At 63.3% G+C, this 23,319-nt stretch carries 11 protein-coding genes; 5 read left to right on the top strand and 6 right to left on the bottom strand.

Going from position 1 to position 23,319, the window contains the following annotated elements; genetic code table 11:
• Nucleotides 1-16 precede the first annotated feature (16 nt).
• The 3 genes from ACQ4WM_RS09475 to ACQ4WM_RS09465 all read right to left on the bottom strand — a co-directional run bounded on the left by ACQ4WM_RS09475 (nucleotide 17) and on the right by ACQ4WM_RS09465 (nucleotide 13,759).
• On the bottom strand, nucleotides 17-2,389 hold the full coding sequence (locus ACQ4WM_RS09475) for a M1 family metallopeptidase (RefSeq protein ID WP_436546447.1): 2,373 nt from the start codon (nucleotides 2,387-2,389) through the stop codon (nucleotides 17-19).
• A 117-nt stretch (nucleotides 2,390-2,506) separates the two neighbouring features.
• Nucleotides 2,507-11,218, bottom strand: coding sequence for a glycoside hydrolase family 94 protein (locus ACQ4WM_RS09470; RefSeq protein ID WP_436546446.1), 8,712 nt, complete (start codon nucleotides 11,216-11,218; stop codon nucleotides 2,507-2,509).
• 501 nt (nucleotides 11,219-11,719) lie between these two features.
• A complete protein-coding gene (locus ACQ4WM_RS09465) occupies nucleotides 11,720-13,759 on the bottom strand; it encodes an aminotransferase class V-fold PLP-dependent enzyme (RefSeq protein WP_436546445.1) in 2,040 nt (679 codons plus the stop codon).
• A gap of 123 nt (nucleotides 13,760-13,882) precedes the next feature.
• Here ACQ4WM_RS09465 and ACQ4WM_RS09460 point away from each other — a divergent pair, with 123 nt between their 5' ends.
• Nucleotides 13,883-14,380, top strand: coding sequence for an Lrp/AsnC family transcriptional regulator (locus ACQ4WM_RS09460; protein ID WP_436546444.1), 498 nt, complete (start codon nucleotides 13,883-13,885; stop codon nucleotides 14,378-14,380).
• Between the two features lie 164 nt (nucleotides 14,381-14,544).
• Nucleotides 14,545-16,476, top strand: a complete 1,932-nt coding sequence (locus tag ACQ4WM_RS09455; protein WP_436546443.1) for a methyl-accepting chemotaxis protein — start codon at nucleotides 14,545-14,547, stop codon at nucleotides 16,474-16,476.
• Here ACQ4WM_RS09455 and ACQ4WM_RS09450 read toward each other — a convergent pair.
• Nucleotides 16,469-16,978 carry a thioredoxin family protein gene (locus tag ACQ4WM_RS09450; RefSeq protein ID WP_436546442.1) on the bottom strand — a complete coding sequence of 170 codons (510 nt, stop codon included), beginning with the start codon at nucleotides 16,976-16,978 and terminating at the stop codon, nucleotides 16,469-16,471. The genes ACQ4WM_RS09455 and ACQ4WM_RS09450 overlap by 8 nt on opposite strands.
• A gap of 205 nt (nucleotides 16,979-17,183) precedes the next feature.
• On the opposite strand from ACQ4WM_RS09450, the gene ACQ4WM_RS09445 reads away from it, so the two are divergent.
• The 3 genes from ACQ4WM_RS09445 to ACQ4WM_RS09435 all read left to right on the top strand — a co-directional run bounded on the left by ACQ4WM_RS09445 (nucleotide 17,184) and on the right by ACQ4WM_RS09435 (nucleotide 21,358).
• Entirely contained in the window at nucleotides 17,184-18,350 is a 1,167-nt protein-coding gene (locus tag ACQ4WM_RS09445; protein WP_436546441.1) for an HPP family protein, read from the top strand.
• The gene (locus ACQ4WM_RS09440; protein ID WP_436546440.1) at nucleotides 18,347-19,444 is read left to right on the top strand and encodes a M48 family metallopeptidase; all 1,098 of its coding nucleotides are present in this window, start codon (nucleotides 18,347-18,349) and stop codon (nucleotides 19,442-19,444) included. The genes ACQ4WM_RS09445 and ACQ4WM_RS09440 overlap by 4 nt, the downstream gene beginning before the upstream one ends.
• Before the next feature lie 111 nt (nucleotides 19,445-19,555).
• On the top strand, nucleotides 19,556-21,358 hold the full coding sequence (locus ACQ4WM_RS09435; protein WP_436546439.1) for a DUF885 domain-containing protein: 1,803 nt from the start codon (nucleotides 19,556-19,558) through the stop codon (nucleotides 21,356-21,358).
• Nucleotides 21,359-21,466: 108 nt separating this feature from the next.
• Here the strand turns inward: ACQ4WM_RS09435 and ACQ4WM_RS09430 are convergent, their stop codons facing one another.
• Both ACQ4WM_RS09430 and ACQ4WM_RS09425 read right to left on the bottom strand, forming a co-directional pair.
• Nucleotides 21,467-22,306, bottom strand: a complete 840-nt coding sequence (locus ACQ4WM_RS09430; RefSeq protein ID WP_436546438.1) for an HDOD domain-containing protein — start codon at nucleotides 22,304-22,306, stop codon at nucleotides 21,467-21,469.
• A 75-nt stretch (nucleotides 22,307-22,381) separates the two neighbouring features.
• Nucleotides 22,382-22,996: an ArsR family transcriptional regulator gene (locus ACQ4WM_RS09425; RefSeq protein ID WP_436546437.1), complete on the bottom strand. Its 615-nt coding sequence runs from the start codon at nucleotides 22,994-22,996 to the stop codon at nucleotides 22,382-22,384.
• Nucleotides 22,997-23,319: the final 323 nt, after the last annotated feature.

Raw genomic sequence — 23,319 nt, 5'->3', positions numbered from 1 at the left:
TGGCGCCGCTGTTGCACTATTTTGCTTCGGCCGGTTTCAACGGCGTATTGAAATCCTTCATCAGGTTGTTCTTGTCACGGTCCTGCTTGAACAGTTCCAGCCGCGATGGCGTGATTCTGCGCGGCCAGGCGTTGTTACTGGTGTCGATGTCGGCCGTTTCCCAGTACGGGTCCTGCACCAGGCCCACCATCGGTTCGTCAAGGACGATCACCTTGCTGATTTTTGTCGGTGAATAGCGCCACACTTCGGCCGGCACGCGCTCGATGATCTTCTTGCCGCTTTTCAGTTCGATTTCCAGTATCAAGGGCATCACCAGGCCACCGAGGTTGGAAAAGTCGACCAGGTAAAGGTATTTTCCGGCGTTGCGCTGTGCCAGCAATTTGCGCTCCCACGGCTCGAGTGCTTCAAGTTCCTCGGCGTAGCTGTTGCGGTCCTTGTTGGTGACCGTGAAATCATCATGGCGGTTGTAGAAATCCTTCAATGACGGGTCCTGGTCGACCTTCTTCGGCAGCGCCTTGTTGCGCTGCGCCGAAATCGACAGCGGCTGCGCATCATGCTGGGCCTTCTTCCAGGCCTTTTCGATTTCCGGATCTTTCGTGCTGACGCCATATTCGCTGATGCCATCGATGCTGATATCGACCGCATCGGTGGTGTAGAACCAGCCGCGCCAGAACCAGTCCAGGTCGGTGCCGGAGGCGTCTTCCATGGTGCGGAAAAAATCGGCCGGCGTGGGGCGCTTGAACTTCCAGCGCTGCGCGTACTGTTTGAAGGCGAAGTCGAACAGTTCGCGGCCCAATATTGTCTCGCGCAGGATATTGAGCGCCGTGGCCGGCTTGTCGTAGGCATTCGCCGAGAACTGCAGCAGCGACTCGGAGTTGGTCATGATGGGCACCTGGTGCTGGCTGCGCATATAGTCGACAATCTTGCGCGGTTCGCCATTCCACGAAGGGAAATCTTCTTCCCATGCCTGCTCGGCCAGGTACTGCACAAAGGAGTTCAGGCCCTCGTCCATCCAGGTCCATTGGCGCTCGTCGGAGTTGACGACCATCGGAAAATAATTGTGGCCCACCTCGTGGATGATCACGCCGATCAGGTCGTATTTGGTCTTTTTCGAGTAAGTCAGCTCGCCCGTTTTCTTGTCCTTCACGGGGCGCCCGCCGTTAAAGGCGATCATCGGATACTCCATGCCGCCAACCGCGCCGTTGACGGAAAGCGCCACCGGATACGGATAATCGAAGCTGTATTTGTTGTACTGCTCGATGGTGTGCACCACCGCGCGCGTGCTGTACTGCTGCCACAGCGGATTGCCTTCGTTCGGGTAGTAGGACATGGCCAGCACGCGCTTGCCGCCGCTGTTCAGGCCCTGCGCATCCCAGATGAACTTGCGGCTCGACGCCCACGCCACGTCGCGCACATTGGCCGCCTTGTAGTGCCAGGTTTTCATGGCAGTGCTGCGGTTTTTTTCCGCCGCCAAGGCTTCCGCCGGCGTGACCACCATCAGCGGTACGTCGCTGCTTTTCGCGCGGGCCAGGCGTTCGCGCTGCACGCCGGACAATACTTCCTGCGGGTTTTGCAGCTCGCCGGTGGCGGCCACCACATGGTCGCCGGGCACCGTCAAATACAGCTCGTAGTCGCCGAATTCCAGCGTGAACTCACCCGAGCCGAGAAACTGCTTGTTCTGCCAGCCGACGGCGTCGTAATAGGCGGCCATGCGGGGGAACCACTGCGCCACCTGGAAGATGGTGTTTTTATCGTCTTCAAAGTACTCGTAGCCGGAACGCTCGACCAGCACCTTCTGGTCGTTGATCAGGTAGGACCAGGCGATATTGAAGGTGATGCTCTGGCCGGGCGCCAGGGCCACCGGCAGGTCGATGCGCAGCATGGTCTGGTTGACCACATGCGCCAGCGGCTGGCCATTGGCGAGGGTAATCGCACCGAGCTTGAAGCCGCCGTCGAATTCGCGCCCCGCGTGGATGGCACGCAGGTCCTCGAATTTCAAGGCCTGCTCTTCGTCGCCGCTGAGCCATGCCTGGCGCGACGGCGCGCTCAGCACGCGGCGCTGGTCGGCATCCTTGCGCAGGCCGTTCTGGTCCAGCTGCAGCCACAGGTAGGCCAGGCTGTCGGGCGAGCGGTTGTGGTAGGTGATTTTCTCGCTGGCGGTAATCGCACGGCGCTCTTCGTCCAGGGTGGCGCGGATCACGTAATCGGCGCGCTGCTGCCAGTAGGCGTGGCCCGGCACACCCGAGGCGGTGCGGTAGCTGTTTGGCGTAGGCAGCAATTCTTCGAGCTGGCGGAACTTGTCGTCGAACGGCGCGGCCGGGCCGCACAGGCCCGGCAAGGACACCAACAGGGGCAGACACAGGGCAAGCAAGCGAACCAGGACCGGCATGGTGCATTCCATCATAAAGGGAGACAGCCTGCATTCTATGTCGAGTCCGTTGGCAAACCAATCATTGTTATTGACGGTCGACCCGACACGTTGCACCGGCGTCCCCCCTGCCGGAGCCTACACGCGCAACAACACCCTGTATTCGCGCTGCTCGTCGCGCAAGGAAATGGTGTCGCCCGCCACCGCCACGCCGTCCACCGTCAGGCCGGTCGCCTGGCCCTGAGCTTTCTCCACCGTGATGGCGTAGCTGCTCTCGCCAAAGCGATAGTGCAGCTTGAAGCTGTTCCACTCGGCCGGCAGCATGGGCGTCAGGCGCAGCTGGTTCGCTTCGCGCGACACGCCCAGCAGCGACTCGATGATCAGGCGGTACAACCAGCCCGAGGAACCCGTGTACCAGCTCCAGCCGCCGCGTCCCACGTGCGGCGAGACGGCATACACGTCGGCCGTCACCACATACGGTTCGACCTTGTAGCGCGCCACCGCTTCGGCGTCCTCGCTGTGACGCACGGGGCTGATCATGCGCATCAGCTCCCATGCTTTTTCGCTGTCGCCCATGCGCGCGAACGCCATCGCCGTCCAGATTGCTGCATGCGTGTACTGGCCGCCGTTTTCACGCACGCCCGGCACATAGCCGCGGATATAACCGGGATTCAGGTCGGCCTTGTCGAACGGCGGGTCGAGCAATTGAATCACGCCCGAGTCGCGTCGCACCAGGCGCGCATCGACCTGGCGCATGGCGCCGGCCACCCTTTCCTTGTTTGCCGCGCCCGACAGCACGCCCCAGCTTTGCGAAATCGAATCGATCTGGCATTCGAGGTTGGTGTGCGAACCGAGCGGCGTGCCGTCGTCGAAATAGGCGCGGCGGTACCACTCGCCGTCCCATGCATGTTGCTCGACATTGGCCGACAGTTTCACCGCTTCATCGCGGCAGAACTGCGCAAACGGCTGGTCGCCGCGCAGCACTGCCACTTCGGCAAAACGCTGCAGCACTTCATACAGGAAGAAGGCCAGCCACACGCTTTCTCCCTTGCCGTGCTCGCCCACCTTGTCCATGCCGTCGTTCCAGTCGCAGGAACCCATCAGCGGCAAGCCATGCACACCCATTCGCAGGCCGTGGCGTATCGCCCGCACGCAGTGTTCGTACAGATCGGCCGATTGGTTCGAACGTACCGGCAGGTCGTAGTAGGAATCCTCTTCCGGCTTGACGGGGCGCCCTTCGATAAAGTGCACCACCTCCGACATCACGGCCAGGTCGCCGGTAGCCGTCACATAGCGGCAGGCGGCCAGCGGCAGCCACAGGTAATCGTCCGAACAGTGCGTGCGCACGCCACGGTCTGCCGGCGGATGCCACCAGTGCATCACATCGCCTTCGAGGAACTGGTGCGCGGCGCTGACCAGCAGATGCTCGCGCAGCAGCTGCGGCGCGGTATGGATCATCGCCATCGCATCCTGCAGCTGGTCGCGGAAGCCAAAAGCACCACCGGACTGGTAGTAGCCGCTGCGCGCCCACATGCGGCAGGCAATGGTCTGGTACATCAGCCAGCCATTGGCGATCACGTCCAGGGTCGGATCAGGCGTTTCGATGCGTACCGCGCCCAGCGTGCTTTCCCAGTGCGCGTGCACGTGCGCCAGCGCTGCGCGGGCCGCATCCTTGCCCATGTGACGCTGCACCATGGTGCTGGCGTCGGCATTGCGGCGCCCGCCCACACCGAGGATAAAGACGATTTCGCGCTCCTGTCCGGGTTGCAGTTCGAACGGCACCTGGATTGCGGCGCAGGCGTCCAGGCCGGTGCCGGCCTTGCCGGACAAGCGCACGCGGCGCAATGCGGCCGGCTGCGCCAGGCTGCCGTTGCGGCCGATGAATTCATTGCGGTCGCAAGTGATCGAGCGGATGCTGGCGTCGGTATTGAAAAAGCCCACGCGGCCCGAAAACTCGGTGTTGTAGTTATTGCGCGCGAACAGCGCACCGCTGATGCTGTCCACTTCCGTCACCACATGCATGCCGGACTTGGTGCGCAGGTCGGCCAATACCCATTCGATGTAGCCTGTGACGGACAGGCGGCGCGCCACGCCGCTGTCGTTGCGCAGCTTGACCACCGAATATTTCACCGGCGCGTCCAGCGCCACATAGGTACACAGCTCGCTGGAGATACCGCTTTCGCAGTGCTCGAACACGCTGAAGCCGAAGCCATGGCGCGTCACGTAATCGCCGCTGCCACGCGCCGGCAAGGCCGTCGGCGACCAGAACTGGCCGCTGTCTTCGTCGCGAATATAAAACGCTTCGCCGGACAAATCGGAGACCGGATCGTTATGCCATGGCGTGAGGCGGAATTCATGCGCGTTCTCGCTCCAGGTATAGGCCTGGCCGCTTTCCGACACCACGGTGCCGAACTGCGCATTGGCCAGGACGTTCGACCATGGCGCTGGCGTGCGCTGGCCTTCGCCGGTGGTGATCACATATTCGCGGCCATCGGGCGTAAAGCCACCCAGGCCGTTTTCCAGGATCAGCTCGCGCTTGGGCGCACGGTGCGGCGCCAGCACCACTTCGCGGCCGCCTTCAAGCATCAGCGGCGGCATGCGCAGCACCGGGCTGGCTGGACGCTTGACCTGCTCGGCCAGGGTGCCGCGCGTGTCGCTGATAATGGCGCGCGCCACCGATTGCAGCAAGATGCGGTCTTCGTTGGCGATCTGGTCGGCCAGGCGCACGAAGATGCCGCCCGGACGGTCGATCGACTGGGCGTCGATGCCCGAGGCGATCAGGCCCATGATCTGTTCCTGCAGCAGCTGGCGGTAGCCGGACTGGTCTTCGTACCAGATCACCAGGTCGACCACCAGCCCCTTCAGGCGCCAGTAGGCATGCGCCTGCACCATCTGGCGGGCCAGCTCGATATTGGCCGGGTCGCGGATTTGCAGCAGCACGATAGGCAGGTCGCCGGAAATCGCGTAGGCCCACAGGCCTGACTGGCCGCGGTGGTTCTTCAGCAGGATGCTGGCGTCGGCGCGCAGCGAGGCATTCGGATAAATCACGGCATTGGCCAGGCGCGCATACAGCTGGGCGTCCGCTTCGCTGGCGTTCAGCTGGCGCAGCACCACCTGGCTGTGGGTCCAGGCCAGTTCGAACACGCGGTCGGCCAGATGGCGATCCTGGTATTTGTCGATCAGGTGCAGCGCCGCCTCGCGCTGCTCGACCATGCCCGTCACGCTGTCGACGGTGATGGCCTGGTCGGGCGCCAGCGTGACCACGTAGCGAATCGCCACCACAGGATCGAGCACCGAACCCTGGCTACCGCTCAGCGGGCCGTCCTGCTGCAACACCAAAGGCAGCTGCGCCGTGTTGCCGCGGCCGATAAAACGCGAGCGGTCGGTCTCGAACGAGACCTCGTAGCCGCTGGCGTCATGCACCGTCATCACATGCAGCATCCACGGCATCTGCTCGCCTTTCGAGCGCGGACGACGCGTGCACAGGATGGCGTTTTCCTGCGTCAGGATTTCGGTCTGCACGAACAGTTTGCTGAACGCCGGATGGGCCGCATCGGCGGCCGACGGCGCCATCACCACCTCGGCAAAACTGGTGATCTCGATGCGCCGCTGGCGGTTCGAATTGTTGCTGATGCGGGTGCGGCGGATCTCGATATCGTCCTCGGGCGAGACGACGATTTCCGTGTACAGGTCCAGGCCATGGTCGGCGCGGCGGAACTCGGCGCGCCCTTCCGAAAAGATCACTTCATATTTCTTTGGCTCGACCAGGGTCGGCTGGTAAGTGGTCGACCACACATCGCTTTCGTCGAGGTCGCGCAGGTAGCAGAAATTGCCCCAGTTGTCGCGCGTGCTGTCTTCGCGCCAGCGCGTGACCGACAGGTCTTTCCAGCGGCTGTAGCTGCCGCCGGCATTGCTGACCATCACGTGGTAGCGGCCGTTCGACAGCAGCTGCGTTTCGGGCACGGCGCTGTTGGCCTGGGTGAGGATGCGCATCGGCATGGTCTGCTCGGTGGCATTGCTGCGCAGCACGGCCAGTTCGGCCGTGTGCGAGTAAAAGGCACCGGCCTGCGGCGTACGTTCCTGCAGCACCAGCAAGGCAGATTGCAGCAGCGGATCAGCTTGGAAACGGCGCTGCATCGGCCGGTCGTGCAGCAAATAGCTGAGCGCCAGGAAGCCCATGCCCTGGTGGTGCACCATATACGAACGGATCACGGCGCTGGTCTGGCCACGCGGCAGGCGCGCAGCCGTAAAGTCGATCGCTTCGAAAAAGCCATAGCGGCCCATGTAGCCGGCCGCCTGCATGCGCTGCATGTTCTGGCACGACTCTTCCGGCTTGACCATCAGGCCCATCATGCTGGCGTACGGCGCGATCACCAAGTCGTCGGCCAGGCCGCGCTTGAGGCCCAGACCCGGCACGCCGAACGCGCGGTACTGGTAATTAAGGCTGGCATCGACCGTGTTGTAGCCCGACTCGGACACGCCCCACGGCACGTCGCACTGGCGGCCATAGTCGATCTGCGCTTCGATCACCGAGTGATAGGTCTGGTCGAGCAGGGTATTCGGGTAGTTCGGCATCACCAGCAGCGGCATCAGGTACTCGAACATCGAGCCGCTCCACGACAGCAATACCGGCTGGCCGGCCACCATGCACAACTGGCGGCCCAGCGCAAACCAGTGCTCCTGCGGCAGCTGGCCCTGGGCGATGGCGATAAAGCTGGCCAGGCGCACTTCGGACGCCAGCAAGTCGTAATAGCTGGCGTCGAGGCGGCGTTCGCTGACGTTGTAGCCGATCGCCAGCAGCTTGGTGGCCGGGTTGTACAGGAAACCGTATTCGATCTGCGCAAAGTCGCGCGCCTGGCCTGCGGCCTGGGCGATCTCGTTTACATTGCGGATTGCCTGTTCGCGTCCTTGCGCCAGCAGGCTGGCCAGTTCGGGCAGGGTGCCAGGCGCCGCTGCCAACGTGGCCAGTTCGCGCAGGGTCGGCACGCGCGCAAGCGATGCATCGAGGCCCGCATGGGCGGCCCATGGCGCCAGTTGCAGCAGCTCGGCCAGGGCAGCGCGGCACTGGCGTGCCAGCGCATCGCTCCACATCGCCAGCTCGGTGTCGCTGTCTTTCAGCGACAGCGACAGCAGCACATCTGCAGCGCTGTTGGCCGCGCTCAGGTAGGCATGCCACTCGGGCAGACTGGCCGGCGTGGCCTCAGCCAGCAGCGGCGCCAGTGCCTCGTGCGCGCCTTTGGCGCCGCCGTCGACGGTGATGAATTGCTGCAGCACCTGCGCGGTGGTGCGGATGCCACCGACCAGCTGCGCGCCGATGATCGGTGCGTCATACAGTTCGACCAGGCCAGGCTGCAAGGTCAGCAGGTGGCCGGCCAGGTTGCCGCTGTCGACCGTCGAGATATACATCGGCTGCAGGGGTTTGCGCGTCTGCGTGTCGTACCAGTTGTAGAAATGGCCCTGGAAGCGTTCCAGTTCGCCCATGCTGTCCAGCGTTGCGCGGCTGCGTTCGATCAGCTGGCCCATGGTGATATAACCGAAATCGTAGGCGGTGAGGTTGGCCAGCAGCGCCAGGCCGATATTGGTCGGCGAGGTGCGGTGTGCCACCACCATGCTGGGGTGTTCCTGCATGTTATCGGGTGGCAGCCAATGGTCGTCCGGGCCGACAAAGGTGTCGAAATAAGCCCAGGTCTTGCGCGCCACGCCGTGCAGGAACTGGCCCTGTTCGGGTGACAGGCGGGCAACGGCGCGCCTGATCGGACGGCTGATGCGCCAGGCGATGACGGGCGCGGCCAGCCACAGCACAAGGATGATGACGGCGGCCGGCAAGGCTTCCGAGCGCCAGTGCAGCAGCGCGCCGAATGTGGCCAGTGCCAGCAGCGGCGAGGTCCACATGGCGCGCCAGCTGTCGCCCAGCGTGCCCTTGGAGCTGTGCAGGTTCGAAGCACGCCAGTCGAGCAGGTGCTTGTGCGAGACGTTCAGGCGCCACAGCGTGCGCACGATGGCGTCGAGGCTGATGAACGCTTCATACGGCAGGAACACCAGGGTCAGCATGGCATGCGAGAACTGCACGCCGCAACGGCGCTCGAAGGCGTCCAGGTGCTGGCGCCACGTGGTGTCGCCCGGTTTGCGCAGCAGGTCGTACAGGGCCGACACCACCGGCGGCAGGAAAATGATCGCCAGCACTGCCGCGCTCCAGTACGCTATATGCGGCAGGAAGCCCCATATCAGCAGCAAGGATGCGGTAGTGGCCGGCGCCACCAGGCTGCGGCGCAGGTTGTCGAACAGCTTCCAGCGCGACAGCATCGACAGCGGATTGCGTTCGCGCTTGCCGCCACGGCCGGGCACGCGGCCCAGCAGCCAGCCGATCAGCTGCCAGTCGCCGCGAATCCAGCGCTGGCGGCGGCTCACATCCGCATCGTAGCGGGCCGGATATTCTTCATACAATTGCGAGTCGCTCAAGAGGCCCGCGCGCAAGTAGCAGCCTTCGAGCAGATCGTGGCTGAGGATTTTATTGTCGGGCAGGCGATGGCCCAGCACGCGCTCGAACATGTCGAGGTCGTAGATGCCCTTGCCGATAAAGGAGCCTTCGTAAAACACGTCCTGGTACAGGTCGGAGACGGTACGCGTATAGGGGTCGATGCCCGGCTCGCCGCCGCACAGCAGTTCGTACTGCGAGGCGTTGGCGCTGGGCAGGGCGACCGCCACGCGCGGCTGCAAAATACCGTAACCGGCGATCACGCGCGAACCGGCAGCATCCAGCACGGGGCGGTTCAGCGGATGCATCATGGTCGCGACGAAATGGCGCGCAGCATCGCGCGGCAGCTGTGTATCGGTATCGAGCGTGATCACGTATTTGATGGTGCGCAGGCCGCGCAATTCACCCTCGACCAGCATGAATTTGTCGCGCGCGCCACCGCGCAGGAACAGGTTCAGGTCCGACAATTTGCCGCGCTTGCGCTCCTGGCCCATCCACGCGTTCTGCTGGGAATTCCACAGGCGCGGGCGGTGCAGCAGCAGGAAGGGGCCGGCCTGGCCCAGGTCTTCCGGATCGGCAGGGTCGCCGTTGTCCTTGAATTGCTCGCCTTCGACGCAGTATTTCTGGTTCAGGCTACGGATCAGGGTTTGCGCCTGGCGCAGCAGGGCTTCGTCGCCGGGCAGGGTTTGCGTGGGCGCGTCGACAAAATCGGTCAACAGGCAAAAGCGCAGGTTGGGATCGCGGTTGGCCAGGTAGCGCACTTCCAGCGCTTCGCACAGCTCGGCCACGTTGGCCTCGCTGTAGATCAGGGTCGGCACCACCACGATGGCGCGTGCATCCGACGGAATGCCGTCCTTGTAGTCCATGCGCGGCAACGGATGCGGCACCGTCATCAGGGTCGCCACCCAGTTGACCAGCGCGACGGCCAGCTGGCTGCTGCCCATCAGCGCCAGCACCGCAAGCAGCGCCAGCGACCAGCCCGAGACCCCATAGCGCACGGCGCGTTCCAGCAGCAGCGCGCTGGCAGCCAGGCTCAGGAAAGAGATCGCCCCCAGATACACGGCCAGCGGCGCGGCGCGCGCAGTATGCTCCAGCGCTTCACGCAATGGCAGCCTGGCGCCGGCCTGTTTTTCCAGGATCAGCACGCCGCGACCGACCAGGTAAAAGCCGATATGGCCCTTGCGGGCATCGGTGCTGGCGCCATGTGTGTGCGCCAGTTGTACCGCCATTTCGGCCACTTCCTTTTCGCTGCGTTCGCTGCGCTTGGCGATGCGTTCGATCGCATGGCGGTAGCTGTCGCGGGTGGCGAAATCCATCGCGCCATAGGTGCCGGCCGGATCCAGGCGCAAGGTCTGTTCGACCACGCTCATGGTCTCGACGAATTCCTGCCAGTCCATCGTGCCCAGGAAGCGCAGGCTGCCGATGCTGTTGGCGATAGACACCTGGTCGGCCGCCTGTTGTCCGATCTCGGCCTGCACCTGCTGGTCGATGGTCAGGCCCGATTCGGCCAGTTTATGGGTCAGCCACGACAGGGCCAGGCTCAGGGACGGGCTCTGCCCCTGCAGGCGGCGCGACAGTTCGGCCACGAAGGCGCTGGTGGTGGGCGGATTCGAGCGCGCCATGTCGGCCACCAGCAGGATCAATCCGCTGGGGTTGCTGTCGGCGATCTCCATCATCTGGTCGGCCCAGCCGTTGGCCAGGTCGCGCTGCAGGCGGTCGTCGGCCACGCGCGCGGCCACGCGGCGCAGGTTCTCGATCAGCGCCAGGCGCAGCATGATGGGCACGGCCCACAGCTCGCCCAGGGTCAGGGTGGCGACCTCCTGGTAGGCTTCGACGAATTGGCACAGGTTTTCCATATCGACATGGCCATCGCCATGCGAAATGATCTCCAGCGCGATTTTATACACGCGCGGACAGCCGGCATCGAGGCCGGTGCTCAAGCGCGGCAGCTCCTTGCTGTAGTTCTTTGGCAGGTGGCGCCGCGTGGTGCGGATCTGTTCTTCGATCAGGTAAAAATTATCGAGCAGCCATTCCGAGGCGGGCGTGACTTGCCGCCCGTTTTTCACGGTCTCGGTCAGTTCATTGACGGTGGCCGTGATCAGCGCGGCATTGTCGGCCAGGCGGGCCAGAAGGCGGTCGCGGCCGTGACGTTTGCCAAGCGCATCGCCGGCGGCGAGATTCCTGCCGTGCGCCGCCATCTGCATGGCGCTGAACAGCTCCGAACGCAGAGGCAAGGCGTCATCGCGCGCGGCATCGAAGCTGTCGCCGGCGCGGCCGGAATTGATATTGCCCTGGAAAATGTCCTTGAATCGGGATAGCTTTTCCTTGACTGCTGCTGTGTACTCTTTCAACTTGGCCTCGCTAGGTGCGCGCATGAAGCGACGGCACCCGCCACCATGCCAGCGACGGTTTGCAGGAGCAAAGCAGAGACTGGCGAAGACGGAAAGCAAAGTACCGGAGCGTTGCGACGAATCTCAATAATCAGAGAGATTTTCTGACCTTCATCGTAGGGGTGCGTACGGTACGCCACCGTACGCTGGCGTACATATACGGGGCTTTGGGAAGGCCACGGACCCAGAAAGTGTCCGCAAGGCAGGAAAAATGATTCTATTTGACAACAACGCCGGACCGCAGAGGCAAGCGTCAAGTTAGCGCCTTGCACCACAAGCATGCCTGCAAACGAATTAAAACCCCAGACGCTGGCAAAGGCACATCGGGCCAAGCGGGTCCGAAAAATGTCGAGGGCAAGGCGCAGCGACGACGACAGTACGCATGTACGGTTAGGAGCTGCAACGCCGCCATCGGCATTTTCTCGGGCTCGCGTCTCCGGCCCGCCATTCTTAAGTTTTTACGCCTTTGAATTTAAATGCACCGGCTCAGGCAGCAAATGCCAGCGACGGAAGAGTGGCAAGCGTGGCCATGGCCAGTCCACCATTCAGTTGCCAAGCCGCCTTGTGACCCAGGCGATGCAAACAAGCCGCCGCGCGCGCGCTGCGGTTGCCGCTGCGGCAAACAAACACCAGCGGGCGCTGCGGCTCGCGCAGCCAGCCAGCCACTTCGCCGGCCAGTCGGCTCAGTGGCACGCTGTGCACCGTGCAGCCGTCGAACACGCGCGTGGCGCAGGCCGCATGCTCGTAAGCTTCACGCACATCGACCACGATGGCGTCCGGCTGCGCACGCAGGAACGCTTCCAGGCCGGCCGCATCGAGCTGTGGCGCAGCACTGGCTGCGGCCTGCTGCTGCGCGGCGCGCACGGTGTTGCAGACACTGCCATCGTCGCGCGAAGCGCACAGCACGGTGTCCAGGCGCAAGGCCTCTGCCAGCGCAGCGATGGCCGCCTGCGGCGCCAGCGTGCCGATAAAGGCAAACTCCTGCCCCAGCAAATACATGCTAGCGTCGCCACAGGCAAGGCGGCGCAGGCCGGCGCCAAACGCCAGCGTGCCGTGTGCATCGAACTCGTCAAGCTGCGTGATCTCCAGTGCAGCGGCCAGCATCTGGTGCGCAGCGTCAGCTTGCGGCGAGGTTTCGGTCTGCACGATGGCGCGCACCGTGTAATCCTGGCAGCCGATAAAGGCCGCGATGCGCGGCACCAGCGCCGCCAGCGGATCGATCACGACACAACTGGCGCTGGCCGCGTCCGTCAGCAGCCAGGTGGTGTGCCCGTCGACGCTCAGTGCGGTCACGCCATCGCGCAAGGCCGCCAGGGGTGACAGGGGTGACAGGATGGATGGCAGCAAACAGCTGCCGCGCAGCGCCTCGCCGCAGTGTTCGATGCGCTCGCAGGCGGCAAGAATGGTCGCCTCGTCGGTCAAGGGGCCGAACGACAGGCGGATGGCCGAACTGGCGCGCCAGGCCGGCACCTGCATCGCTGCGAGTACATAGCTGGGCAAGGCTTTCGCTGCGGAACATGCGCTGCCCGAACTGACGCGCACGCCGGCTGCATCGAACAGGTCCAGCAGCTCTTTCGAAGACAGGCCCGGCACGGAAAAATTGACGGTGGTGGGCAGAGACCGGTCAAACGGCATATTGAAGACGATGCCCGGCAAGGCCGCTTCCAGGCTGGCCACCAGGCGCGTGCGGAAGGACAACAGTTCGGCATGGCTGCGGAAGGTGCTGCCATCGTCCAGCGCCGCCAGCACCGCGCCCAGCGCGGCGATGCCGGCCATGTTTTCGGTGCCCGAACGCAGCCCGGTTTCCTGGCCGCCGCCCATTATCAGGGGCGTAAAAGGCGCGCCAGCGCGTACATACAGCATGCCGATGCCTTTCGGCGCATACAGCTTGTGGCCGGAAAACGGTGCGTAATCGATGCGCGTGGCGGCCAGGTTCAGTTGCAGCTTGCCCAGTGCCTGCACGCAATCGACCATCCAGTATGCATGCGCGCCACGCTCCTGCAGCAGTTGCGCAATCGCCGACAAATCGCTGATCACGCCCGTTTCATTATTGGCCGCCATGGTGCACAGCATGGCGGTGTCGCCTATCAGTTCGCCCAGCACGTCCAGGTCGTGGCGGCCGTCGGTGCCGACCGGCAGTTGGCGCAAGGTGAGGTTCAGGCCCAGCAAGCGGTTCCAGTGCGCCAGGCTTTCCGGCACGGCCTTGTGCTCGGTGGCACCATACAGCAGCAGGGCGCCGATTCGATGCCCGGCATCACGCCGCTCGCGCAGCGCGCACAGGGCCGACAACACGGCTGTCTGGATGCCCTCGGTGGCGCCGCTGTTGAACATCAGCCGCCCTTCCCCCGCACCCAACAGGCGGCGCGCCAGCGCGCGCACGCCATCCATCATGGCCTTCGCTTGCAGGCCGGTGGCATGGGTGCTGCTTGGATTGCCGTAACCATGCGCCATGGCGGCGCTGGCAGCGGCAACGGCGGCGGGCAACACGCTGGTGGTGGCATTGCAGTCGAGGTAGATGTCTTTCATGATCGTCGCTAGGGGTTGGGCAGATCAATAGTCTACCAAGCGTCACCCGTAAAGATATGCCAAAAGACACTGCAAATACGCTATCATGCAGCATAAACATGCTATTTATAACGATATATAAAAATGAATTCACTTTCGCATCCGCTCGATAAATTCGACTGCGCCATCCTGGCCGCCCTGCAGAGCGACGGCACGCTGTCGATCGCCGCCTTGAGCGAACGCATCGGCTTGTCCAGCACGCCGTGCTGGAAGAGGGTCAAGCGCCTGGAGGAAGAGGGTTATATCGAGAGCCGCGTGGCCATCGTCAACCGCCAGAAAGTCGGCTTGCCGGTAACGGTGTTTGTCAGCGTGCGCACCGGCCAGCATGACGAAAAATGGCTGCGCCGCTTTGCCGCCGCCGTCATCGTCCTGCCCGAGGTGCAGGAATTCCACCGCATGAGCGGCGATATCGATTACTTGCTGAAAGTGGTGACCACCGATATCAAGGGCTATGACCTGTTCTACAAGAAGCTGATCAAGGCGGCGCAGTTGCTGGGCGTATCCTCGGCGTTTTCCATGGAGCAGATCAAATACAGCACGGAATTGCCGCTAGAACTGATCGCCCACGGCCTGCCCGCCTGAAACCATTGCAGTACGCGCAAGTTTGCTCTTCCGCTACGTTGCCTCACCACAACGCAACACAACGTGAACTGGACGAAAGACAGGAAAACGGACCGGGTAACGACGGCCAGTGAGTATACTTTGCCGCTTGCCCGCAGCGCGCGGGGTCACGCACAAGGTTTTCCATGCATTTTTTCCGCCGCCTTTCAATCCAGAAAAAACTGATGTTCGGCATGGGCTGCTGCCTGCTGCTGTTCATGGCGATTTCGTCTTTCCTCAGCGTGCGCATGAGCAGCGACTACGTGCGCGAGCGCGTCGTCAACCAGGAATTGCCGGCCCAGGTGGGCGAGATCCGCAACGATGTGCTGCGCCAGATCAGCCAGCCTTTGTCGGTGGTGCAGACCATGGCCAACGATATCTATCTGCAGGACTGGGAAGATGCGGGCCTGCCAGACGACGGCCTGGCCGCCTTCCGGCGCTACGCAACCGCCATCAAGACCAGCAACAAGGCCGCTTCGATCAACTGGGCCTCGGGCAGCACCGGCAAGTATTTCACCACCGAAGGCTTGCTGCGCACACTGGACAAGAACGCCGCGTCAGACCAGTGGTTCTACGGCCTCTTGGCCGGCGACAAGCCTTATACGCTCGATATCGACAAGGCTGTCGATTCCAGTAGCATCATGCTGTACCTCAATGCACGCGGCCAGACGGCCGGCGGCAAAACCTTTGCGGCCGGCCTGGGCCTATCCATCGATGCGCTGGCCGACACCATCCGCCACTACCAGATCGGCAAGACCGGCTACGTTTATCTGGTGCGCGCCAATGGCACCGTGCTGATCCACCGCGAGGCGGCGCTGGCTGACGGCAAGCATCTGCTGAAAGACCTGCCCGGCTTCGACGATGAACTGAGCAAGATGCTGCTGACCGGCAAAAAATACACGTCCAGCATGTACACGGCGCCGGCCGGCAAGCAATTCGTTGCCGCCTCGTTCGTGCCGGAACTCAATTTGTATGTGGTGGCCGAAGTGCCGGAATCGGAAGTGCTGGGCAATGTGCTGCAGTCGTCGCTGATCGCCGCGCTGGTGGCCGGCCTGGTCGGCGGTGGCGTGGCCCTGGCCATCATTTACATGATCAGCCGCGCGATTGCCGCACCGGTGGCGCGCGCCGCCCACATGCTCGGCGATATCGCCAGCGGCAATGGTGACCTGAGCCGCCGCATGGTGGTCGAATCGGAAGACGAAGTCGGTGCGCTGGCGGCCGGCTTCAACCGTTTTGTGGCGTCGCTGAACGTGACGATACGCGAGGTACGCGACAGTACGGTAGCCATTGCCAGCGCGTCGAGCGAGATTGCCACCGGCAACCTCGACCTGTCGGCACGCACGGAAGCGCAGGCGTCAAGCCTGGAAGAGACGGCTGCCGCGATGGAAGAGCTGACCTCGACGGTCAAGCAGAATGCCGACAACGCACGCCAGGCCAATCAGCTGGTGGTATCGGCCTCTTCGTACGCCATCAAGGGCGGAGACGTGGTCAACCAAGTGGTGCAGACCATGGGGGAAATCACGGCAAGTTCGCGCAAGATCGCCGATATTATCGGCGTGATCGACGGCATAGCTTTTCAAACCAACATTCTCGCCCTGAACGCGGCGGTCGAGGCAGCACGCGCTGGCGAACAGGGCCGCGGCTTCGCGGTCGTCGCCACCGAAGTGCGCAATCTGGCACACCGCTCGGCCGCTGCCGCGAAGGAGATCAAGGACCTGATCAATGACTCCGGAAACAAGGTCGAAGCGGGCAGCCGCCTGGTCGATACGGCGGGCGCCACCATGCAGGATATCGTCGTGTCGGTGCAGCAAGTGGCCGACCTGATGGGAGAAATTGCCTCGGCCAGCCACGAGCAAAGCCAGGGCATCGCGCAAGTCAATGCCACGGTCACGCAGATGGATGACGCCACGCAGCAGAATGCCGCGCTGGTGGAGGAAGCTGCCGCGGCCGCCCAGTCATTGCAGGATCAGGCGGCGCGCCTGGCGCAGGTGGTCGGCGTGTTCAAGCTGGAAGAAGCTGCCAGCCCGGCAGGCAAGCCGCCCGTCCGCCAGCCGGCTGCCAGCTTGCTGCTCAGCTAGCCGGTTGTTTGAGCGTGGCCGCGTGCTTGAAGAAGTCGTGGATGCCGCTTTCGCTCATGCGGCGCGCATTGGCCAGCTCGCCGCCCTTGGTGGCGTACAGCACCTGGTTGTCGCCGCTAGACACCAGCACGGCGGCCGGAATACCCTTTTTCAGCGGATTGCCATAGGCGTTCGCCACGTCCAGGTTATGGTCGAAATTGCCGACGTCGATTTTGACGACCCTGAATTCCTTCTGCATCAGTTCGGCATTTTTGCCCTCCTTCAAGGCCTTGTCCAGTGCGCGGCAGTCTTCGCACCAGTTGGCGCCAAAGATCAGCAGCACCGGCACATGGGCCGCCTTGGCTTCGGCCAGCGCACGGGCCACGTCGGCCTTGGCGTCGGCCGCCGCGTTGTACGGCAATTGCTGGCCAGTGGCAGCAGGGGCAGCGGCCGGCGTGGGAGCGGCGGCGATGGCGGCGCCGGACAGCAGCAGGCTGGCGAGAACAGTAGAAAGAAGACGCATGCAAGGCTCCAGGAAAATGGGACATGAGGCAAGCCGGCCAAGACCGGCGAGGGCGAGTGTCTAGAATATGCCTGCTGCGCAGAAATATCTACAATTCATTTGCACTGTGCGTATGCGGAAACGGTATATGCATGTGCCGGCAACGAATACGAACGCATGGGATAATGCTTCGCTCTGCATGAGCAACGCGAACCCGCATCCCACCATGAGCACTTCTTTCCTGGCACGCTGGCTGCCGCAACCGAACAATGGCAGCCGCCGCGAACAATTGCGCGCCTGCGCCGGCGCCATCTGCGGCCTGATGCTGACTGGCCTCACCTGCCATTTCCTGCTGGCGCCGGACAGTGCCAGCGTCTACCTGATCGCACCGATGGGCGCGTCCGCCGTATTGCTGTTCTGCCTGCCGGCCAGCCCGCTGGCCCAGCCGTGGTCGGTTGTGGGGGGCAATGTGATGTCCGGTCTGGTGGGCGTGGCCTGCGTCAAATGGTTCGGGCCAGGCGTGGGCGTGGCGGCGCTGGCCGCCTGCCTGGCGATCGCCGCCATGTTCGCCCTGCGCTGTCTGCATCCGCCCGGCGGCGCGGTGGCCTTGACGACGGTGGTCGGCGGCGCCAGCGTGCATGCGGCCGGCTTTGAATTCGTCTTCGTGACAGTGCTGTTCAATTCCGCCATCCTGGTCGCCTGCGCCGTGCTGTACAACAACCTGACGGGGCGCCGCTATCCGCACACCCAGCAACTGGCGCCGGCCCATCCGCATGCGACAGCCGACGAGGTACCGAGCGCGCGCCTGGGTTTTACGGCCGACGACCTCGACGCCGTGCTGCGCCAGCACAGCGAAGTGCTCGATATCAGCCGCGACGACTTGCAGGCGATCTTTTTGCAAACCGAGCTGCGTGCCTACCAGCGCCGCTTCGGCGTCGTCACCTGCCTGGACATCATGTCGAAGGACGTATTGCATGTCGAGTTCGGCACCCCGCTTGACGAGGCCTGGCAGACCATGCGCACGCATGACATCGGCGCCCTGCCCGTGCTGAACCGCGCGCGCCGCGTGATCGGCATCATCACGCAGACCGACTTCCTGCGCCACGGCGGCCTCGACGATTACCAGGGCATGCGCCATCGACTGCGGGGCATCCTGCAGCGCAGCGGCCTGTCGCACACGGAGCGCCCGGAAGTGGTGGGCCAGTTAATGACGCACAAGCCGCACACGGCCCGTTTGGGCACGCCGATTATCGACCTGGTGCCGCTGATGGCCGATGCCGGCTATCACCATATTCCCATCGTTGACGACGAAGACCGCCTGGCCGGCATCATCAGCCAGTCCGACCTGATGGCCGCGCTGTATGAAACGCGCTTTGCCGAGGCTGCGGCATGAAAACCTTCAACGCCTTGCTGACCAGTGCTGCGGGCAGCGTGCCCCTTGAAGCTCACTTCCATGGCAATGCCCTGGTGGCCGGAGATGGTGATGGCGACGGCGGCGTGGACGTGGCCCGGATTGTCGTCAGCGTCGGCGGCATGGAGCAGCCCGAACTGTTCCTGAACTGGCTTGATGCGCAAGGCAGGCAAGTGACACTGAAACCGCTAAGCGCCGACGATATCGCCACCGTCTTGCGGGATGCGCCGCCATCCTTGCAGCCCTCGCTGCAGAAACTGTGGAACGAGCGCCTGCATAACCGGCGGCAAGTATCGGGCTGGCTGGCAGGTTTGACGGGTGCGGCGCTGCTGGCTGGCGGTTTGTTGTGGTGGCAGGGAAATAATGCCATCGGCGCGGTCGCCGGCCTGATTCCGCTGTCGACGGAAAAGCAGCTGGGCGAGCTGGCGCTGGCGCAAGTGCGCACCCAGGGCAGCCTGACCGGCAACGGCGCCGCGCAGCAAACGGTGCAGGAAATCGGCCAGCGCCTGACGGCCGGCTCGCGCTACCAGTATCGCTGGTTCGTCAAGCAGGATGACAGCATCAATGCGTTCGCCATGCCGGGTGGCATTATCGTCGTGCATACGGGCTTGCTGCGCCAGGCCGGCAGCCCCGGTGAACTGGCCGGCGTGCTGGCGCATGAAGTGCAGCATGTGGAGCAGCGCCACTCGCTGCGGCAAATGATCACCAGCCTCGGCTGGGGCGCGCTGATGGCGGTGACCATCGGCGATATCAGCGGCGTGGCCGCCATGCTGGCGCACCAGGCCGGCACCATGTATTTCAGCCGTGACATGGAAGAAGAAGCGGACCGGCTCGGCGTACAAGCCTTGCAGCGTGCCCGCATACGCCCGGACGGCATGCTGACGTTCTTTCAGAAACTCGGTGAAGAGAACCAGGCGCAAGCGCCGGGCTGGATTTCCTCGCATCCGCAAACTGCCGCGCGCGTGCGGCGGATCACGGCGCTGATCGAGGCCACGCCCTGCCCCGCTTGCCAGCCGCTGGACAGCAACCATTGGCAGGCGATGAAGGCGGCGCTGCCGCCAGCTGACAAGAAATAAGCCACGCAATATTTCCTGCAAGCGAGTTAAACGATGGCGTATGCTTACGCCCGGCCACTGTTCATCCAGACACCGCCATCCCGTTCATTCTCCTTACCAAGGACACCGCGCATGAAGCATCGTTACACTCTCGGCACTCTCGCCGCCGCCCTCTTGTTTGCCTATGCGCCACTGTCGCAAGCGGCCCAGTCCGTTGCCAAGCCTGTCGCAGTCAGCACGCCGCAAGCGAAGCAGCGACTGCAGGTGGTGGCCGACCAGTACTACGATGCGCTGGCCCGTTTCGAGCCGATCAACGCCACCGAAAGCGGCGACAACCGTTTTGACGACCAGCTCGGTTCGGCCATCGTGCCGGCCGCGCGCGCCAAACAGTTTGCGCTGTACCACCAGTACCAGAAAACCTTGCGCGCAATTTCCCGCAAGCAGTTGTCGCAGCAGGACCAGATCAACTACGACATACTCGACTATGAACTGGCCACGGCGCTGTCGTTCGAGCGCTTCCCCGAATACCTGCTGCCCTTGAACCAGATGGACAGCATGCCCGTCACCCTGGCCAATTACGCCGGCGGCGAAGCGTCGCAGCCACTGGTCACCGTACAGCAATATGATGCCTACCTGAGCCGGCTGAACCAGCTGCCCGGCTGGATCGACCAGGCGATTGCCAATATGCGCGTCGGCATGCAAAAGAAGATCGTGCTGCCGAAGGCGCTGATCGAGTCCGCCCTGCCGCAATTCAAAAAACTGGTCAGCGCCACGCCACAGGACAGCGTGTACTACACGCCCGTCAAGAACCTGCCGGCCGCCTTTGGCGACGCTGACAAGCAGCGGCTGACGCAAGCCTATGCCGAGGTCGTCGGCACCAGACTGATGCCGGCCCTGCAGCGCCTGGCCACCTTTATGGAAAGCGAGTATCTGCCGGCTGGTCGTACCAGCAGCGGCTGGAGCGCCTTGCCCGATGGCGCCGCCTGGTACCAGGCGCGCGTGGCAGCGAGCACTACCACCGACATGAAGCCGGAACAGATCCATGCGATCGGCCTGAAGGAAGTAGCACGCATCCAGGGCCAGTACGCCATCGTCGGCCCGAAAATGGGTTACACGGGCCCGGCCGCCGGCCTGCCGGTGTGGGTCTCGGAACAGGCAAAATACCGTCCCTTCAAGACCGACCAGGAAGTGCTCGATGTGTATCGCAAGCTGAACGTGCTGCTGGACACCAAACTGCCGGCGCTGTTTACCCTGGTGCCCAAGGCGCCGCTGGACTTGCGCCTGGAGCCCGAACTGAGCCGCGACACGGCCGCCGACCACTACACGGCGCCGGCCGCCGACGGCTCGCGCCCGGGCGTGTTCTGGTCGGTAGTCACCGATCCCAAGCTGTATGGCGACACGGGCATGACTACCTTGTTCCTGCACGAAGGCAAGCCGGGCCACCATTTCCACCTGGCGCTGGTGCAGGAAATGGACTTGCCGAACTTCCGCCGCTTTGGCGGTAACAATGCCTTTACGGAAGGCTGGGCCCTGTACGCGGAAACCCTGGGCAAGGAAATGGGCCTGTTCGACGATCCGGCGCAATACTTCGGCCACCTGAACGATGAAATGCTGCGCGCCGTGCGCCTGGTGGTCGACACCGGCCTGCATGCCAAGGGCTGGACGCGCGAGCAGACCATCAAATACATGCGCGACACCCTGGGCTACGACGCGGTGGCGAAAAGCGAAACGGAACGCTATATGGCGTGGCCGGGCCAGGCGCTCGGCTACAAGATCGGCGCGCTGAAAATCATCGAACTGCGCCAGCGCGCACAAGCGGCATTAGGCGACAAATTCAGCCTGCCGAAATTCCATGAGGTAGTCCTGGGCGACGGCACATTGCCCTTGAAACTGCTGGAAGCGAAAGTGGACCGCTGGATCGCACAGCAAAAGTAAGCAAACCATGGCGGCAGCCCTGATCCGGCTGCCGCAGCTTCGGCTGGCGCAGCTTCGGCTGCCGCAGCTTCGGCTGCCGCAGCTTTTGCATGGCTCGGACCAGCAGAGCTATACCAGAAGGGCGGCGCTCATCGAGCGCACTTCTTCGTTTGACTCGGCCAGGATGCTTTGCAGGGTATCGTTATCGATAATAAAGTCGATCACGGAATCGGACGGCGTGAGCATTTCAATCAACGTCGTTTGCAGCGGCGAGGGCACCGGCGACAGCTGCTTGGCCAGCAGCAGGGTGTCGAGCAGGGAATCGGGCGGGATCGCCAGCAGGCCGTCACGCAAGCCTTCGATCGCCTCGCTCACCGGCTGCGGGATCAGCAGCCTTTTCATGACTTCACGCGAGATGATTTCTTCGGCCGACTCCATCCATTGTTCGCCATCATCGTCCAACAGGCCCGGAAACTCGTCGGCGCGCGACAGCAGATAAAAACCGCCCACCTCGTGCACGATGCCCGCGAACAGCGCCGTGTCGGCATCGACATGCGTCACGCGGCGCGCGATCACATGGGCCAGCGCCGCCACGTGCGCCGTATGTTCCCACAGCTGGGCCGCCTTTTGCCGCAGCACCGGGTCGACGATCTTGCTGCCGAACTGGCGCACCACCATTGCAGCGACCAGCGAATACAGGTTGCGGTAGCCCATGCGCATGACGGCAGCGCGCACGCTGGTCACGGGCTGCGCATCGCCACGGCTGTGGACGGCCGAATTGGCCAGGGCGACGGTGCGCGCCGCCAGCAAGGGTTCGGCCAGCACCAGTTTGATCGCATGATCGATATGGCAGTCGGGTTCCGCCAGGGCCAGTTGCAATTGCAACGCTGAATTGACGCTGATGGGAAACACCAGTTCGCCACGCACCGCCTGGGAAACAATCAGACCGAATGCCTGTAGTTTATTCATCGTGCACTCATTTGCCTCAGAAAGTATTTCGCATGCGTTAACTTTATCGCAGAAACCGCACTGTGTACGTTTTGCTCAACTGTTCGCATCAAACGCCGAAATCGCTTGCAACGTCGTTTCATCGCCAATCACGAACAATTTTGGCTGTTGCAATACCTGCAGCAAAAACGGCTGGCCTTCGCGCAGCCGGCGCTGGTAGTCGGCCAGGGTATACAGGTTAGGATTGATTTTACGGCGCAAGGTGCGCTCGGCCGGTGCCAGGCGCGTCAACAGATCGCCGTAATTGGCCAGCTCGGCCAACTCGGCCACCAGCAGCAGATCGATGGCGCTGCTGGGCAGGTCCTGGCCCCTGGCGGTGGCGCCACACACGAAGGCCAGCTGTAACTGCGCGCGCAGCGGCGCCAGCGTGCTGCTCAGTACGCCCACCAGGCCGAAGGTCTTTTGCACCAGGGCGCTCAATTCGGGATAGACCAGGCTTTCCTTGTTCGGCCAGAAGCGCCGCACATTGCCGATGCGCTCGGACGTGACCAGCCCCGCCTCGTGCAGCCGCCGCAACTCGCGCTGTGCCGACGCGCTGCCCAGGCCCGTCAGCCGCATGATCTCGTTCAGATGAAAACCTTCGTTGACACGGACAAACAGCAACCCCAGCAGCTTTTGCTGGGCGGGAGTGAACAGGGCTTGGGCGATCATGCGCCAGATATTAGCATAAGCATACCGGGAACTGGCGTGGGTACAAAGCTCAAGCTGGTGTGCGTTCAACATGTACCATTCGTATCTTCCCGGACGAAAAAAAACGGCACCAGGGATTTCTCCGTGGTGCCGTTCCTGTCAGCTAGCAGCGAGTGTTACGCTTCGTCGCCGTGGTGATGCTGGGCTTGCGTTTCGATGTCCTGCAGGGCTTCGGCAGCTTCGCCGGCCATCGAGGCTTTTTCGGCCAGCAGCAGGGCTTGACGCTCTTCGCCCATCTCGTACTTCTTTCTCTTTGCGTGCGCGGTGCAAGCAATCTGACCGAC

This window comes from Janthinobacterium longum (genome assembly GCF_051380735.1).
Taxonomy (GTDB): domain Bacteria; phylum Pseudomonadota; class Gammaproteobacteria; order Burkholderiales; family Burkholderiaceae_D; genus Janthinobacterium.
The sequence above is the reverse complement of the archived record's forward strand: the minus strand, read 5'-3'. Positions and strand labels throughout refer to the sequence as shown.